Below are 15,164 nucleotides of genomic sequence, written 5' to 3' on the forward strand. Positions count from 1 at the left end.
ACTGTACGAGCGCCCGCTCGGTTCCCTCACGCGGCGCTCTCACGGGCAGTTAGGAGCCGAGAGCGGCAAAAAGCTGCTCGGCGGGCCATATGTCGATGGCTTGGCCCTTGTCTATGAGCTCGCGGGCACGCTTTTCCTTTGATGTTATCGTCGCCCACTCCCCAACGACCAAGATGGTCGTCTTCTTTGTCACGTTTTTGCCCACCTGGCCACCCTGTTGCGCGATAGCGGACCACAGTTCACCCTTGTCGTGCTCACCGAACTCGCCGGTGAGTGTGACGTTGTGACCGTAGAGTGGGGAATTCGGATCCGCCTGGGGGTTTGGTTCGGGTATGTCCTCCGGCGTGGCGACTGATTGCCACGGCGCCGGCCCGCGCCGAGGGCTGCTGTCACCAGCGCCCGTCCCAGTTTGGTTGCTGCCACGCGGCGTGGGAGAAGACTCACCGCGTGCTTGGAGGGCGCGTGATGCCCCGGATCGGTCGCGTAGCACGGGCGTGACGTGACCGGCTTCCACGACCCCGAGCGAGAAACCGGCATCGTGGACGAAGCCCATGACGTCACCTTCGTAGCGGGCCGCGCGCGCTAGCTCTACCATCACACCTGCGCAGAGGGTCACCCGGTCATTCGGGTTCGCGCCTTCGACGCCGAAGTGCGCAGCCAGAGTAGGCAGTGCATGATCCTTCACGTCCAACGTGGCCGCGCGCGCCAGCGCGAGAGTGCACGCGAAGCGCAGCGTGGGCACCTCGCTTGTCGACGCGATGCACGCGCCACACAAGGCGCTCGCCGCGAACTGGGCGTTGTGGGCGACCAGGGGAAGGTCCCCGGCGAACTCTGCGAGGTGAGCGACGCACTCACCCGCGGGAGGGCATCCATCCACGTCGGCCTGGGACACGCCGTGCCGGGCGACGTTGACGGGGTCGAATTCCGCTTTGCCCGGCGGGGGTGTGCATGTCCACTCGCGGTGCTCCACAATCTCACCGTCGATGACCTTGGCGGCACTGATGCGGCACACAGACTCCCACGCTAGGTTGGCGGTATCCACCTCCACCGCGACGAAGCTAAAATCGGGGATTCCCGCGCGGCCGGCGGGGGTTTCCACACTTGGGGCTTCGCCGCGCCGGGCAGCGTCGATAAGGTGGGCGAGGTGCCCCGGGCCCTCCAGGTCCCCCGGCTCAAAGCGGATTGCTGTTGTCACCCCTCCCGCGTCCACGGAGACGAAGCCGCCCTCCCAGGCGTCCCCCTCGCTCACGGCGACGTTGGAAACCTCTGCGAGGGCGATCGTGGGACCCGCGGGGGAGCCGGTCAAGGCCTCTTGCAGCGGTGACGGGCTGACAATGACCGATTCATCCGTGACCGATACCGTGGCGCCGTGCGCTGCAATCACCTTGGTAGCTCCCTTCCTTACTCCGCGCCGAGCTCCGGATCGGCTTCCGGTTCCAATTCAGAGTCAAACTCCGGTGGCTCGATTTGCTTGAGCACCACCGTAGAACGTGCGGGCACGAGCTTCGTCCCGCCGGCAGGAATGTGCTCGTACTCGTCGGGGTGACCCAACGGCTTCGTTGTGTCGATGGTCACCTCCCATTTGGCGCCCAGCTCCTTGCCGGGAAGAGTGAACTCGATGTCTTCGAAGTGGGCGTTGAACATGAGGATGAACGAGTCGTCCTGCACCCGCTGCCCACGCCGGTCTGAATCCGTAATCGCACTGCCGTTGAGGTAGGCCATCAACGCCTTACCGAAAGCGAAGTCCCAGTCTTCCTGGTTCATCAACTTGCCGGAGGGGACCAGCCACGCAATCTCACGGTCGACGACGTCGGCACCGAGGGCGCCGCCCTGGAGGAAGCGGCGGCGGCGGAAGACGGGGTGCTTCTTGCGGATGTTGATCAGCCGGCGCGTGAAGTCGTGCAACTCCTCGGCGATGTCGAGGTGATCCCAGTTCATCCAGGCAAGCTCATTGTCCTGGCAGTAGGCGTTGTTGTTGCCCTTTTGGGTCCGCGCGAACTCGTCGCCGTGGGAGATCATCGGCGTGCCCTGAGACAGGAGCAGGGTAGTGAGGAAGTTGCGACGCTGCTGCGCCCTCAGTTGCTGGATCTCGGGGTCGTCCGTGGGACCCTCGACGCCGCAATTCCAGGAACGGTTGTGGCTTTCGCCGTCACGGTTGTCCTCGCCATTGCCTTCGTTGTGCTTTTCGTTGTAGGAGACGAGGTCGTTGAGGGTGAAACCATCGTGCGCCGTGATGAAGTTGATCGAGGCGGTCGGGCGGCGACCGTTGTGCTGGTACAGGTCGGACGACCCCGTCAACCGGGAGGCGAACTCGCCGAGAGTAGAGGGCTCCCCGCGCCAGAAATCGCGCACAGTGTCGCGGTACTTGCCGTTCCACTCGCTCCACAGGGCCGGGAAGTTGCCCACTTGGTAGCCCCCCTCCCCGACATCCCAGGGCTCTGCAATGAGCTTCACCTGGGAGACGACGGGGTCCTGCTGGCAGAGATCGAAGAAGGTCGCCAGCCTATCGACGTCGGAAAACTCGCGCGCCAGGGTAGAGGCGAGGTCGAAGCGGAAACCGTCAACGTGCATCTCGGTCACCCAGTAGCGCAGCGAGTCCATGATGAGCTGAAGGGAGTGGGGATCGCGGACGTTAAGGGAGTTGCCGGTGCCCGTGTAATCCATGTAGTGGAACTTGTCCGAATCGACTAGGCGGTAGTAGGCCTCGTTGTCGATCCCGCGGAAAGCGATCGTGGGACCCATGTGGTTGCCTTCAGCGGTGTGGTTGTACACGACGTCGAGGATGATCTCGATTCCCGCTTCGTGGTAGGCGCGCACCATACCCTTGAACTCGGCGACGGCGTCTCCCGGCTTCGTCGCTGCCGCGTAGTTGTTTTCGGGGGCGAAAAACCCGAAGGTGTTATACCCCCAGTAGTTGCGCAGTCCCAGGTCGCGCAGACGATCGTCCTGCAGGAACTGATGCACGGGGAGTAGCTCGACGGACGTGACGCCCAAATCCTTGAGGTAGTCCACCATGACGGGGTGGGCCAGCCCGGCGTAGGTGCCGCGCAGGTTCTCGGGAATGTCCGGGTGCGTCTGGGTCATGCCTTTGACGTGGCACTCGTAGATGATGGTTTCTTCATCCGGAATGCGCGGGTTGCGGTCATCTCCCCAGTCGAAGAAGGGGTTGATCACCACGGAGAGCATGGTGTGGCCGAGGGAGTCTTCCTCGTTGCGGCCGGTACCGGGCGTGGAGGCGTCGATGTCGTAGGAGAAGAGGGAGGAGTGCTGGTCGAAGTCGCCGTCGAACGCGCGAGCGTAGGGGTCGACGAGGAGCTTGTTCGGGTCGCAGCGCTTTCCTGATTGCGGGTCCCACGGCCCGTAGACGCGGTAACCGTAGCGCTGCCCCGGAGTGACCCCAGGCAGGTACGCATGCCAAACGAAGTTGTCCACCTCTTCCAAGGGGACGCGCGTTTCGAGCCCCGCCTTGTCGATGAGGCATAATTCAACTTTCTCCGCGACCGAGGAGAAGAGGGCGAAGTTGGTGCCGGCACCGTCGTAGGTGGACCCGAGGGGGTAGGCGGAGCCCGGCCAAGTGATCGGCGTCGTAACCGATTCAGTGTGAACTTCTGTCATGCTGCGCCATCCTATCGGACACCGACGATTATTCCGTCGATTATTCCGTGCGACGCTATGAGTGTTGCGCGTAGCCCGCGAGGAGGAACTCGACGGCGAGCTCGACTGAGGCGACGTCGCCTGCCGGGGCAGGACTGCCCGTGGCCTGCGCGAGCTGAGCGGAGGACTGATGCACGTACGCCGCCCCGACCGTGAGGTAAACAAGCCCCTCCGCCGCGGCCTCCGCTCTGGCGGTAGCGCTGTCTGTAGTGTTATCCGAAGCAGTCCCGAGCGAGCCCCGCACTAATTCAGTCAACCGCCCCGTGAGCGGGGATTCAGTCTGCGACAGGGCCGCGAGGACGACCTCGGCCCCGTCACGGTGGGCGAGAAGCACGCGCCTGAGCTCGGCGCACAGCACCGCGGGAGTGGAGGCGGCGCGGGAGGCGTCGAAAAGCGGTGCGGTGATGAGTTCGGCGAGGTGAGAGATGAGCTCCTGCTTGTTCTTAATGTGCCAGTACAAGGCCCCCGGGGCCACGGAGAGGGAGGTGGCGACGCGGCGCATCGTGACGTCGGCGAGACCGTACTCATCGAGGATGCCGAGAGCTGCGCGGCCGATGACGTCGCGGGACAGGTGCATGGGGGTCACCTTACCGCCCGCGATGTTCACAGGTGTTGGGCAGCGCCTTAGCAGCCAGGCCCCACGGGTGAGTGAGTATTCGGTTGTTATGCTCGCCTGCACACATACGACGTGCCGCCAATGGTGGCAGCGAAGGATAGCGTAGGAGACATGTGAGGGGAGCTACATTCATGGTTTCAACGCGCACCGTGCGAGCCGTCGCTGCGTCATCGGCCACTGCGCTCGCCTTTGGGGCCGTCGCCTGCGGCTCGGACGGGGAGGCAGACAACGGAAGCCTTCTCACCTCGATCCGCGCAACAGCGGTCCCGCAAACCGCCGCCGAGTCGAGCGGAGAAGAAACGACAGGCACGCCGGTGGACGACGCAGACCTCGACGAAATGCAGCGTGCCGTGTACCTCACCATGAACCCGGGAAGCTATGACGGCTGGACCCGTGTCTTGCTAGAGAACTCCTGCCACAAGGTCGCCGATCCGATTTGGGCCGAGATGGAACGCTCGGGGACAACGCTCGAACAACTCGAAAAAGCCGCGCGCTTGCAGGCCCGGGCTGGTCAGGGCGTTGAGCTACCCCACACCGAAGTCTCGCTTCACAACGTGCACGTGGACGGAGAACGGGCGACCGCCACCGTGACTGCGGTCAATTCCCGAGGCACCCAGACTCAAACACAGATCTTCGCGCGCGAGGACGGCCGCTGGAAGTTGTGCAGCTGAGATGAGGAAACGAACACGTTCAGGTGCGGCGGCCGGGCTCCTCGCCGCCTCTCTGTTGGCGGGGAGCATCGTGGGAGTCGTGTGGGGCTTTTCCCGCCCCGCTTACGTCGGCGTCGTCGTTGGAGACGGCGTGGAGGTGGACCAGATTGCCACGCCGGACAGTGCCGAGTTCGCGTCCCTGGGTTGGTTTGTCATCCTCACCGCCGTTTTGGGAGCTGCGGTGGCGGCTCTCGCCTACGCTCGTGCTCACCGTGGCCCGGCAATGCTGGGCTGGGTCATGGTCACCTCCCTCGGCGGGGCGTTCGCAACCTACACCTTCGGTGAGGGTGTGGCCCACCTGGCATCCGCGGACCCCTCCGCTTTTTCCGAAGGCGCCAGATTGTCTGTCGTTCCCGCCCTCTACCCCGGTACCGGGTGGCTCGCCGCGCCCTGTCTGGCGGCTCTGACCTACTGGCTTCTTTCGGTTGTGGGTGAGCTCGACACTGCCTCCGCTAAGAACTAGACGAGGGCCAATTAACGACGGACGTCCCGTCGCACTCCGTGCTGATCGCGTCCACCGCGCCGAGGATGGAGACAAGGGACGTCACGACAAAGGCGTTGAGTTGATCGTCGCTCAGTCCCGCGCTAGCAAGGACAGTTGATTCCGCGTGCAGGTGCAGGTCGCCGGCGAACTCATGCAGGTAGGTGCGCACGCCCACCGCCTGCTCGTTAAAATCATTGCACATCAACCACAGGGGCATGAACCCGCGATCAGCGGGGACATCGGCGTCCCACATAGCCGTGACTCGCGCGTAGCGGTGTCCCGCGTCCCCGTCGAGGCAGGCGGCGAAAGGCACTCCGTTGACCCCGGTAGCGATGACGTCCTGGGGGGTGAGCCCGTAGGAAAAGTCCAACAGGTCGAACGCCTCTTCCAGCCGGGCTAGTTCTACCGCTCGGACGATGTCGCGCTGGTCGCCGCTCGGGCCGGCGAAGGAATCCGGGGCTTCGAAGACCTCCGCTTCGCCGCCGCGAGGTAGGTGGCGCTCGCTGGGGTGGCGGCCCAGAAGAGCCTCCGCGTCCTGAGCGCGGGACAGAGGGGGCGGCAGCGGGTGGTCCCACTCCGGCGGCACAAGGCGGCTGCGCAGCTCCACAGAAAAAGCTGCGCAGTACTCCATGCAATCCGCGAGCTCACTGGCCAGCTGGTCGTCGTTAAGACCGTGCTTGGTGCGCACGGACGCGCGGAGGTGGACCTCGAAGTCCCCGGTGTCCATGAGGTGCGCCGACGCGACGGGCCCAATGCGGTCATGGTTCCACGTGTTCAGGAAGGCGGCGAGCTCACCCGCCCGCTCGAACTCGACGGGGATGCGCTGAGAACAATCCACCACGAGGGACAGGGGCGCATCGAAACTCTCCCACACCGTGGCGATGTAGGCGTAGGCGGAAACCACGAGCCTGTCGGGGCGTTGGAGGGGTTCAAACCCGAGCCCTTCCAACGCTTCGGCCGCGCGAGCCAGGGTGACCTCGGCGGGTGCGTCTGATCCCCGGTGGTCCGGGGCTCGATGCTTAGCCATGCTCGCCTCCGTTGCTCAGCAGTCGATACTTACGTCGAGCTTAGACAACGGCACCGACCTCTGAGCCAATCCTGGCCAATCCTGGCCAATCCTGGCCAATCCTGGCCAATCCAGGCCAATACAGGCCAGTCCGGGCCAATCCGGGCGGGACGGGGTGCCTACAATGGCTCCGACGAGAAAAAAGACGAAATAGATCACGGCGGGAGTAGCAGATGCTGACGGTGACCGACCTGAGAGGGCAGCGCCCCACAACGACTCAATTGCGCCGGGTTCTGCCCCGCGGGGGAGTCGACGTCACTTCGGTTCTGGGCGCGGTAGCCCCCATCGTCGAATCTGTACGGGACGGTGGCGCGCGGGCCGCACTCGACCACGGTGAGGCTTTCGACCGGGTCCGCCCAGCATCCGTGCGCGTCCCAGGCCGAGTGATCGCCGCCGCCTTGGAAGGTCTGGATCCCGCCGTCCGAGCAGGGTTGGACGAGGCCGCTCAGAGGATCCGCACCGTGCACGCCGCCCAGAAGCCTGCCCCTCACACCTGCGAACTGGCGCCGGGTGCGACGGTGACGGAGGTGTTCAGGCCCGTACGCCGGGTGGGGCTCTACGTCCCCGGGGGCAAGGCGGTATACCCGTCAAGCGTGCTGATGAACGTCATTCCCGCTCAGGAGGCGGGTTGCTCTTCCCTGGTGGTGTGCTCCCCACCGCAGGCGGAGTTCGACGGCTGGCCGCACCCGACGACCCTAGCCGCGTGCGCCTTGCTCGGTGTCAACGAAGTGTGGGCGGTGGGTGGAGCGCAGGCCGTGGCGCTCATGGCCTACGGTGATGACACAAGTGACGATGCGGGGCAGCTCGAGCCTGTGGACATGGTCACCGGTCCCGGAAACATCTTCGTGGCGGCTGCAAAGCGCGTCGTCAACGGGGTTGTGGGGATCGACGCCGAGGCGGGTCCGAGCGAGATCGCGGTCATCGCCGATGACACCGCCAATCCCACCTTCGTCGCTGCCGACCTGGTCTCTCAGGCCGAGCACGATGAGCAGGCGGCCTTGGTCCTCATCACCCCCTCGCAGGAACTCGCCGAGAGCGTTGCCGCAGAGGTGACGCGCCTGGCCGGGGCGACCCTGAACACAGGGCGCGCATCCTCGGCGCTCGGTGGGGAGCAATCGGGCATCGTGCTTGTCGACGACATCGCGCACGCCATCGATGTCAGCGACGCCTACGCGCCTGAGCACCTGGAAATTCACACACGCGACGCGCGCGCCGTGGCCGCACGCGTGAGTAACGCCGGCGCCGTCTTCATCGGCCCGTTTTCGCCGGTGCCGCTCGGTGATTACGCCGCAGGGTCCAACCACGTCTTGCCGACCTCCGGCACGGCAAGGTTCACCTCGGGTCTCACCACACACACCTTCTTGCGTCCCGTCAACCTTATTGAGTACGACGAGCACGCGCTGGGCGAGCTCGCCGATCACATCGTCGCGCTCGCCAACGCCGAGCAACTCCCGGCACACGGCGAGGCCGTGAAGGTGCGCAGGGGTGAGGTGTAGAAGCAATGGAATGTCAACCAGGCACCATCGCGGGCAGCACGCCTCTCGACGCCCTCCCGCTGCGCTTCGAGCTCCGCGGCAAAACCGCGTACGGGGCGCCCCAGCTCGACGTTCCCGTGGCCCTCAATACCAATGAGAACCCGTACCCCCCGTCGCAAGCTCTCATCGATGACCTCGTGACGGAAGTCTCATCCCTCGGGGCCCAGCTCAACCGCTACCCGGAACGAGACGCCGTCGAGGTGCGCGAGGCTCTCGCCGCGTACGTGACCCGGCAAACCGGGGTGACGGTGAGCCGTGACAACCTCTGGGCGGCAAACGGCTCCAACGAGATTTTGCAGCAGCTCCTCCAGGCGTTCGGTGGGCCGGGTCGAACGGCGCTAGGCTTCGTGCCGAGCTACTCCATGCACCCGCTGCTCGCCGCGGGCACGCAGACCGAGTTCATTGGCGTGCCGCGGGGAGCGGATTTCCGCCTCGACTTCGAAGCCGCGCTGGCCGCCATCGAGCTCCACCAACCTGACATCGTCTTCCTCACCACCCCGAACAACCCAACTGGGGATGTCACCCCCCTCAGCGACATCGAGCGGATTCTGCGGGTTGCGCCGGGTATCGTCATCGTCGACGAGGCCTACGCCGAGTTCTCTACGTCACCGTCCGCGACCAGGCTCATTGCGGACTACCCGTCATCGCTCGTCGTCTCGCGGACGATGTCCAAAGCGTTCGACTTCGCGGGGGTGCGCCTGGGGTATTTCGTGGCCGCGCCCGCATTCGTCGAGGCGGTGATGCTGGTCCGCCTCCCGTACCACCTGTCGGTACTATCCCAGGCGGCCGCGCGTGTGGCGCTGCGCCATGCGGAGGAGACGCTCGCGACCGTCGAGAAGCTGGCGCGCGAACGCGAGCGCGTCGAGGCCGCTCTCGCGTTGATGGGTTACGATGTCGTGCCGAGCGAATCGAACTTCCTGTTCTTCGGGCGCTTCGCCGACTCGCACGCGGCATGGGAAACATTTTTGGACGCCGGGGTGCTGATCCGCGACGTGGGGGTGCCGTCGTACCTCCGCGTGACAATTGGGTTAGACCATGAAAACGACGCCTTCCTCAGGGCGGCAAAGGATGTGGGACATGACTGACAGGATCGGCCGCGCCCAGCGGACGACGTCGGAATCGGACATTTGCGTGCAGCTCAACCTGGACGGGGCGGGGCGGGTCGACGTCTCAACTGGCCTGCCTTTCTTCGACCACATGCTGACGGCGTTTGGAACCCACGGGGCGTTCGACCTGAGTATCCAGGCCTCCGGGGACACCCACATTGACGCTCACCACACGGTGGAGGACACCGCGATCACACTCGGCTGGGCACTCGCGGAGGCGGTGGGCGCCAAAGAGGGGATCACGCGTTTCGGCTCCTCGCTGCTGCCCATGGACGAAACACTCGTAGAGGCCGTCGTGGACTTCTCGGGCCGCCCCTACTTCGTCATGAACGGCGAGCCAGACTACATGGCGTGGCAGATGATCGGCGGACACTACGCCACGGTGATCAACAGGCACTTCTTCGAGACGCTGGCGCTCAACGCACGTCTCACCCTGCACCTCAACGTCCGCTACGGGCGCGACCCTCACCACATCACCGAGGCGGAGTTCAAAGCCGTGGCTCGGGCGTTGCGTGCAGCCGCGGAGAAGGACCCGCGGGTTGGAGGCATCCCGTCGACCAAGGGAGCACTCTAGATGGTCGCGTTGGGTCGCGCAGCCGCGGAACTCACGGCAGAAGAAGTCGACGCCGTGACCAGCCCGTGGGAAGCTCGCGGACTGATCCCGGCGCTCGTCGCTATCTCGGCGGCGTTCGGCGCGTGGTCGCTCCTTCTCCCCGTCGTGCCTACAGCCGTGATCGACGCTGGGGGTTCCGAGTCCCTTGCCGGAATGTCGACGGGCGTGTTCATGTTCTCCACGGTGGCCACGCAGGTCTTCGTACCCCGGTTGCTGCGGAAGTACGGTTACCGGCGCGTCATCCTCGTCGCCTCCGTGCTGCTCAGCCTCCCCGCGCTGGGTTACATCGCGGGAATGAGCGCGCCGCTTGTCCTCGGCATCGGTGTTATCCGGGGGATCGGGTTCGGCGCTTTGAGTGTCGCGGAGTCCGCGACCATCGCGCAGTTGGTGCCCTGGCGCCTCCTCGGGCGCACCACCGGCATTTTTGGCGTCGCTGTGGGCGCGGTGCAGATGGCAGCACTTCCGGCTGGCTTGGGCCTAGCTGGGATCGTGGGCTACGGGCCGGTCTATGTCCTAGCCGCCGTAATCGGGGCGGTCGGCATGGCCGCATGTCTCTGGATCCCCGCAATCCAGCAGCCCGAGGCAGAAGGAGAACACGGTTCCGGTCTCCAGGTGCCAGTGTGGCGTCTGGTGGCGGTGCCCATGCTCGCGCTGACGTTCGTGACTACTGCCTACGGAGCTGTGACCACCTTCCTACCTGCCGGCGTGCGCGAATTGGACCCGGCCTCCGGCGCCGTCTTCGCAGGTGTGCTGCTGGCGGTGGTGAACTTCGCGGCGATGCTCGCGCGCTACTTCGCCGGAGCAATGCTAGACCGGCGCGGTGTTCCTGGGACGGTGATGATCCCGTTCCAGATCAGCGCAGCGCTCGGGATACTTGCGACGGCAGCGGTCCTCTACACAGAGGCGTCCGTGTGGTGGCTTGTGCCCGCCTCGTTGCTTTACGGGGCTGGGTTCGGCGCGGTGCAAAACGAATCTCTCACACAGTTGTTCTACCGTCTGCCACACTCGAAAGCCTCCGAGGCCTCGGCGATGTGGAACATCGCTTTCGATGCGGGCACGGGTCTCGGGTCGACGATCTACGGCCTCATGCTGGCGGGGATGTCCATGGCGCCCATGTTTGGTATTGCCGGCGCCGTTATCGCCGTGGGAGTGGTTGTCACCGTGGCCGACCGCGTGCTGGGGCGCCACCGCGTCTCCGAGGTCAACAACCTGTCGGTCCGTTTGCGTTCCGTTCAGGCCCCGCGGTTTTACCGCCGGGGTGGCCGCTAAACTAAGCGGCCATGAGCTCTCACGGTGCACGCGTCGCCCTGCTGGACTACGGGGCAGGAAACATCCGCTCTGCCGCTCGTGCGCTTGAGCACGTCGGCGCGCAGGTGACGGTCACCGGGGACCCGCATACCGCGCTGGATGCGGACGGATTGGTTGTCCCCGGCGTCGGCAGCTTCCACGCCTGCATGCGCGGCCTGCGAGCCATCGGCGGCCCGCGCATCATCGGTCAGAGGCTCGCCGGTTCGCGGCCCGTCCTGGGTGTGTGCGTGGGGTTGCAGGTGTTGTTCGACCGCGGCGTTGAACACGGCGTGGACACGGCTGGCTTAGGGGAGTGGCCCGGGGTCGTCGACAAGCTGGATGCCCCGGTTCTGCCGCACATGGGGTGGAACACTGTGGAGGCGGCGGAGGGCTCTGCGATGTTCGCGGGCCTGGACCCCGACACTCGGTTCTACTTCGTCCACTCCTACGGCGTGCGAGACTGGGTCATGCACGAAGACGAATTCATCGCCGCACCGCTGGTGTCGTGGGCTGTGCACGGGCAGAGCCGGTTCGTCGCCGCGGTTGAGAATGGCCCGCTGTGGGCAACGCAGTTTCACCCGGAAAAATCGGGGGAGGCGGGGCTCGCGCTGCTGTCCAACTGGGTTCGCAGGCTTCGCTAGACTTGCCCCATGACTTTCACGCTCCTTCCGGCGGTTGACGTGGTGAATGGTCGCGCCGTGCGGCTCGACCAGGGCGAGGCCGGGACCGAAAGGGACTACGGCGACCCGCTCGAGGCGGCGCGACGCTGGCGCGATGAGGGCGCGCAGTGGCTCCACTTCGTTGACCTTGACGCTGCCTTTGGCCGTGGCTCAAACCACGAGCTGATGGCGGAGATCACCCGCACTATCGGGATCGACGTAGAACTCACCGGGGGGATACGGGACACCGCGTCGCTGGAGCGCGCGCTGGGGACGGGGGCTCGCCGAGTCAACATCGGTACAGCTGCTCTGCGCGAGCCGGAGTGGACGGCGGACATGATCCGCCGGCACGGTGACGCGATCGCCGTGGACATCGCCGTGCGGGAAGAAGACGGCCAGTGGCGGACCAAGGGCGACGGGTGGACGTCCGACGGCGGGGACGTCTGGGAGGTCCTGGAGTTCTTCGATGCGGCTGGGTGCGCCCGCTTCGTTGTTACCGACGTCAGCCGCGACGGAACCCTCACCGGGCCTAACGTCGACCTGCTGCGTGGGATCTCCGCCGCTACTGATGCATTCGTCACCGCGAGCGGGGGGATTGCCCAGCTTGACGACGTCTCCCAACTGTCCCAGTACGAGGGCGAGGGGATTGATTCCGCCATCATCGGCACGGCGCTCTACGAGGGCCGGTTCACGTTGCGGGAGGCACTGCGCGCCGTAGAGAGGTCCGAAAAGAACCTATAGGGCGCGCGTTGACGCTAAGGTGTCGTTATGGACTCGTACGGGAAGTACCTCGAGATCGCGAAAGAGATCGTCGGAGAGGCCCGCACGCTGTTCGTATCCCACCTCGGAGCGGCGCCCGCGTTATTTAAGGAGGGCGGCAGCTTCGCTACCGAGGCAGATATGGCCATTGAAACCCTGCTGCGCCGGCGGTTGACGGAAGCGACCGGCATCCCCGTTTACGGCGAGGAGCAGGGGGGCGATCTCAACTCGCGGGCCTGCTGGGTCGTGGATCCTATTGACGGGACGTCCAACTACTCGTCGGGAAACCCGAACTGCGCCATCCTCGTCTCGTTGATCCGCAACGGGCAGCCAGTGCTGGCCGTAACGGACATCCCGCTGATGAACATGTGCCTGACCGGCATCGAGGGGGGCCCGGTAGAGCTCAACGGCACAGCATTGCCACCGATTGGGGAAAGCTCCCCCGGGGCGCAGGTAGGCGTCGGTTCGGTGCGCTCACCGGATTCGGAGCGCTATCCCGCGGGCGCGCGCCTCGATATCATGTCAACGCTCGCCGAAACCGACTTGCGGCCCCGCATTTCCGGCTCCGTCGGGGTCGACTTCGCGTTCGTGGCCCAGGGGATTTACGAGGCCGCCTTGAGCTTTTCGCCCCACCTCTGGGACAACTCGGCGGGAATTTGCCTGACGCGGTGCGCGGGCGCCGTTGTGACGGGTCCAGACGGGGAGCCGTGGACGATGCAGTCGATCGGTGCGATCGCCGGGTCCCGCCGGGCCCACAAAATCGCGCTGAGTACGATGAAGTCCGTTGCTTTCAAGTAGCGGGAAGGAGTCGCCGTGAGTGTCGCAGTGCGCGTCATCGCTTGCCTCGATGTGGACGAAGGGCGCGTTGTCAAGGGGGTCAACTTCGCCGATTTGCGCGACGCGGGCGACCCCGTGGAGCTGGCGCGCGTGTACGGCCGGGAGGGTATCGACGAACTCACTTTCCTCGATGTCAGCGCGTCCCGGCAGGGCCGAGGCACCATGCTCGACGTTGTTCGTCGCACTGCCGAGCAGGTTTTCATCCCCCTCACCGTCGGCGGCGGCGTGCGCACCGCTGACGATGTGCGCGAACTGCTCCGCGCCGGAGCGGACAAGGTCAGCGTTAACACCGCGGCGATCGCCCGTCCCGAATTGCTGCGGGAGCTTTCGGAGGCGTTTGGTGCGCAGTGCATCGTGTTGTCCGTCGATGCCCGACGAGTGCCGCACGGAGGGACGCCGCAACCATCCGGTTTCGAAGTCACAACCCACGGTGGCACCCGGTCGGCGGGTATCGATGCCTGTGAGTGGGCCCGTACCGCCGAGGCGCTCGGTGTCGGTGAGATCCTGCTTAACTCCATGGATGGAGACGGCACCAAAGAGGGCTTTGACCTCGAGCTGATCCGGCTCGTCCGCGAAGCAGTCTCCATCCCGGTCATCGCCTCGGGTGGGGCAGGTGCCGCGGAGCACTTCCCGCCGGCCGTGGCCGCGGGGGCGGACGCCGTTCTGGCAGCATCGGTTTTCCACTTCCGCGAGGTGTCGGTCGCTGAGGTCAAATATGCGCTGCGCGCCGCGGGGGAGGTCGTGCGGTGACGAAACCACGGATTGAACATCAGACCGACCCCGCGGAGTTCGACCTCGACCCGGCGATCGCGTCCCGCTTAAAGCGCAATGACGCGGGCCTCGTTCCCGCGGTTGTGCAGGATGCGCACAGCGGTGCGGTGCTCATGATGGCCTGGATGGATGACCACGCCCTCGCCCACACGCTCTCTACCAGGCAGGGTACGTACTTCTCCCGGTCGCGGGGCGAGTACTGGGTTAAGGGCTTGACAAGCGGGCACACGCAGCGGGTGGTCGGCGTTCGGCTTGATTGCGATGGCGACACGTTGCTGGTCACGGTGGAACAAACTGGCGCTGCCTGCCATACTGGGGACCTCACCTGCTTCGATGCGAACGTGTTGCTGGGAGAGGATGGCCGATGAGCAGCCGGCGTTTCTCCCGTATCGGCGCCGCGCTGCTGGGCGCTGGCGGCGTTGTGGTTGCAGCCTTCACTCGTACCCCGTGGATCACGGCCTCCTACTTCGATGACCGTGCAGGCGGTGGCGTGTCCACCTTGCGTGGTTCCGACTGGTCGGCAGAGTCTGCAGCGGTGTCTATTTTGCTCATCGTCGCGGCGATTGCCACCCTTGTGCTGCGGCGCGTTGGTCGACGCGTTGTAGGCGCGATCGCGGCGATCGCGGCGCTGGGGGCCGCGATATCGCCAGTGCGCCTGCTCGTAGATGGTGCGGACAAGCAACGGGTGCTGGCCATCTTGTCCGCTGGGTACGAGGACACGCAGGCGAATTCGGATGCCATCGCCGGGTGGTCGCAGATTACCGATGCCGTCGTGCACCCCGCCTGGGTCGCGCTTTCTATCGTTGGTTTTCTGCTGGCGGCGGGAGGCGGCGCGCTCGTGGCAAGCCGTCCTGGGGAAGATTCCGCCACGTTGAACAAGTATGAGACGGATGCGGTGCGGCGAAGCAGGCTCAATAGCGACTTGGAGTCGACCCCCGACTCAGGGCGAGTCATGTGGGACGCACTCGACGTCGATATCGACCCCACCGATACCTCTCCGCCGCGGGGTTGATTTCTCCGCAGCACCGGTATCCCGTTACCCTAAGCGCAAGACCTTGATTCTTTGC

The 15,164-nt window shown here is 65.4% G+C and carries 16 protein-coding genes; 12 read left to right on the forward strand and 4 right to left on the reverse strand.

The window, feature by feature from the left end:
* Positions 1-49: 49 nt before the first annotated feature.
* The 3 genes from CAPI_RS04180 to CAPI_RS04190 are packed head-to-tail and all read right to left on the reverse strand — an operon-like array spanning position 50 to position 4,231.
* The gene (locus CAPI_RS04180; RefSeq protein WP_018016789.1) at positions 50-1,384 is read right to left on the reverse strand and encodes a BRCT domain-containing protein; all 1,335 of its coding nucleotides are present in this window, start codon (positions 1,382-1,384) and stop codon (positions 50-52) included.
* Between the two features lie 17 nt (positions 1,385-1,401).
* Positions 1,402-3,615 carry a glycogen debranching protein GlgX gene (gene glgX, locus CAPI_RS04185; protein WP_018016790.1) on the reverse strand — a complete coding sequence of 738 codons (2,214 nt, stop codon included), beginning with the start codon at positions 3,613-3,615 and terminating at the stop codon, positions 1,402-1,404.
* Between the two features lie 55 nt (positions 3,616-3,670).
* The gene (locus CAPI_RS04190) at positions 3,671-4,231 is read right to left on the reverse strand and encodes a TetR family transcriptional regulator (protein ID WP_018016791.1); all 561 of its coding nucleotides are present in this window, start codon (positions 4,229-4,231) and stop codon (positions 3,671-3,673) included.
* Positions 4,232-4,401: 170 nt separating this feature from the next.
* On the opposite strand from CAPI_RS04190, the gene CAPI_RS04195 reads away from it, so the two are divergent.
* Together CAPI_RS04195 and CAPI_RS04200 are read left to right on the forward strand one after the other, a co-directional pair.
* Complete coding sequence (locus CAPI_RS04195; protein WP_018016792.1) at positions 4,402-4,941, forward strand: hypothetical protein; 540 nt, start codon at positions 4,402-4,404, stop codon at positions 4,939-4,941.
* A gap of 1 nt (position 4,942) precedes the next feature.
* Positions 4,943-5,443: a hypothetical protein gene (locus tag CAPI_RS04200; protein ID WP_018016793.1), complete on the forward strand. Its 501-nt coding sequence runs from the start codon at positions 4,943-4,945 to the stop codon at positions 5,441-5,443.
* Here CAPI_RS04200 and CAPI_RS04205 read toward each other — a convergent pair.
* Positions 5,433-6,491 carry a YbjN domain-containing protein gene (locus tag CAPI_RS04205; protein WP_018016794.1) on the reverse strand — a complete coding sequence of 353 codons (1,059 nt, stop codon included), beginning with the start codon at positions 6,489-6,491 and terminating at the stop codon, positions 5,433-5,435. The two genes, CAPI_RS04200 and CAPI_RS04205, sit on opposite strands and share 11 nt — an antisense overlap.
* 212 nt (positions 6,492-6,703) lie before the next feature.
* Between CAPI_RS04205 and hisD the strand changes: the two genes are divergently transcribed.
* From hisD to CAPI_RS04255, 10 genes are read left to right on the forward strand one after another with little or no spacing between them, the layout of a single operon-like run.
* A complete protein-coding gene (hisD, locus tag CAPI_RS04210; RefSeq protein ID WP_018016795.1) occupies positions 6,704-8,026 on the forward strand; it encodes a histidinol dehydrogenase in 1,323 nt (440 codons plus the stop codon).
* 5 nt (positions 8,027-8,031) lie between these two features.
* Positions 8,032-9,150, forward strand: coding sequence for a histidinol-phosphate transaminase (locus tag CAPI_RS04215; protein ID WP_018016796.1), 1,119 nt, complete (start codon positions 8,032-8,034; stop codon positions 9,148-9,150).
* Positions 9,143-9,745 carry an imidazoleglycerol-phosphate dehydratase HisB gene (gene hisB, locus CAPI_RS04220; RefSeq protein ID WP_018016797.1) on the forward strand — a complete coding sequence of 201 codons (603 nt, stop codon included), beginning with the start codon at positions 9,143-9,145 and terminating at the stop codon, positions 9,743-9,745. The genes CAPI_RS04215 and hisB overlap by 8 nt, the downstream gene beginning before the upstream one ends.
* Positions 9,746-11,053, forward strand: a complete 1,308-nt coding sequence (locus CAPI_RS04225) for an MFS transporter (RefSeq protein ID WP_018016798.1) — start codon at positions 9,746-9,748, stop codon at positions 11,051-11,053.
* A gap of 11 nt (positions 11,054-11,064) precedes the next feature.
* On the forward strand, positions 11,065-11,712 hold the full coding sequence (gene hisH, locus CAPI_RS04230) for an imidazole glycerol phosphate synthase subunit HisH (protein WP_018016799.1): 648 nt from the start codon (positions 11,065-11,067) through the stop codon (positions 11,710-11,712).
* A 9-nt stretch (positions 11,713-11,721) separates the two neighbouring features.
* Entirely contained in the window at positions 11,722-12,471 is a 750-nt protein-coding gene (gene priA, locus CAPI_RS04235; protein WP_018016800.1) for a bifunctional 1-(5-phosphoribosyl)-5-((5-phosphoribosylamino)methylideneamino)imidazole-4-carboxamide isomerase/phosphoribosylanthranilate isomerase PriA, read from the forward strand.
* Positions 12,472-12,498: 27 nt separating this feature from the next.
* Positions 12,499-13,287, forward strand: coding sequence for an inositol monophosphatase family protein (locus tag CAPI_RS04240; RefSeq protein WP_018016801.1), 789 nt, complete (start codon positions 12,499-12,501; stop codon positions 13,285-13,287).
* A 15-nt stretch (positions 13,288-13,302) separates the two neighbouring features.
* A complete protein-coding gene (hisF, locus tag CAPI_RS04245; protein ID WP_018016802.1) occupies positions 13,303-14,076 on the forward strand; it encodes an imidazole glycerol phosphate synthase subunit HisF in 774 nt (257 codons plus the stop codon).
* Positions 14,073-14,465, forward strand: coding sequence for a phosphoribosyl-AMP cyclohydrolase (gene hisI, locus CAPI_RS04250; protein ID WP_018016803.1), 393 nt, complete (start codon positions 14,073-14,075; stop codon positions 14,463-14,465). Before hisF ends, hisI begins: the two co-directional genes overlap by 4 nt.
* Positions 14,462-15,109 (forward strand): TIGR02234 family membrane protein, encoded by a 648-nt coding sequence (locus tag CAPI_RS04255; RefSeq protein ID WP_018016804.1) that lies wholly within the window; start codon positions 14,462-14,464, stop codon positions 15,107-15,109. Before hisI ends, CAPI_RS04255 begins: the two co-directional genes overlap by 4 nt.
* The last annotated feature ends 55 nt before the right edge of the window (positions 15,110-15,164 follow it).

This window comes from Corynebacterium capitovis DSM 44611, from assembly GCF_030440535.1.
GTDB lineage: Bacteria > Actinomycetota > Actinomycetes > Mycobacteriales > Mycobacteriaceae > Corynebacterium > Corynebacterium capitovis.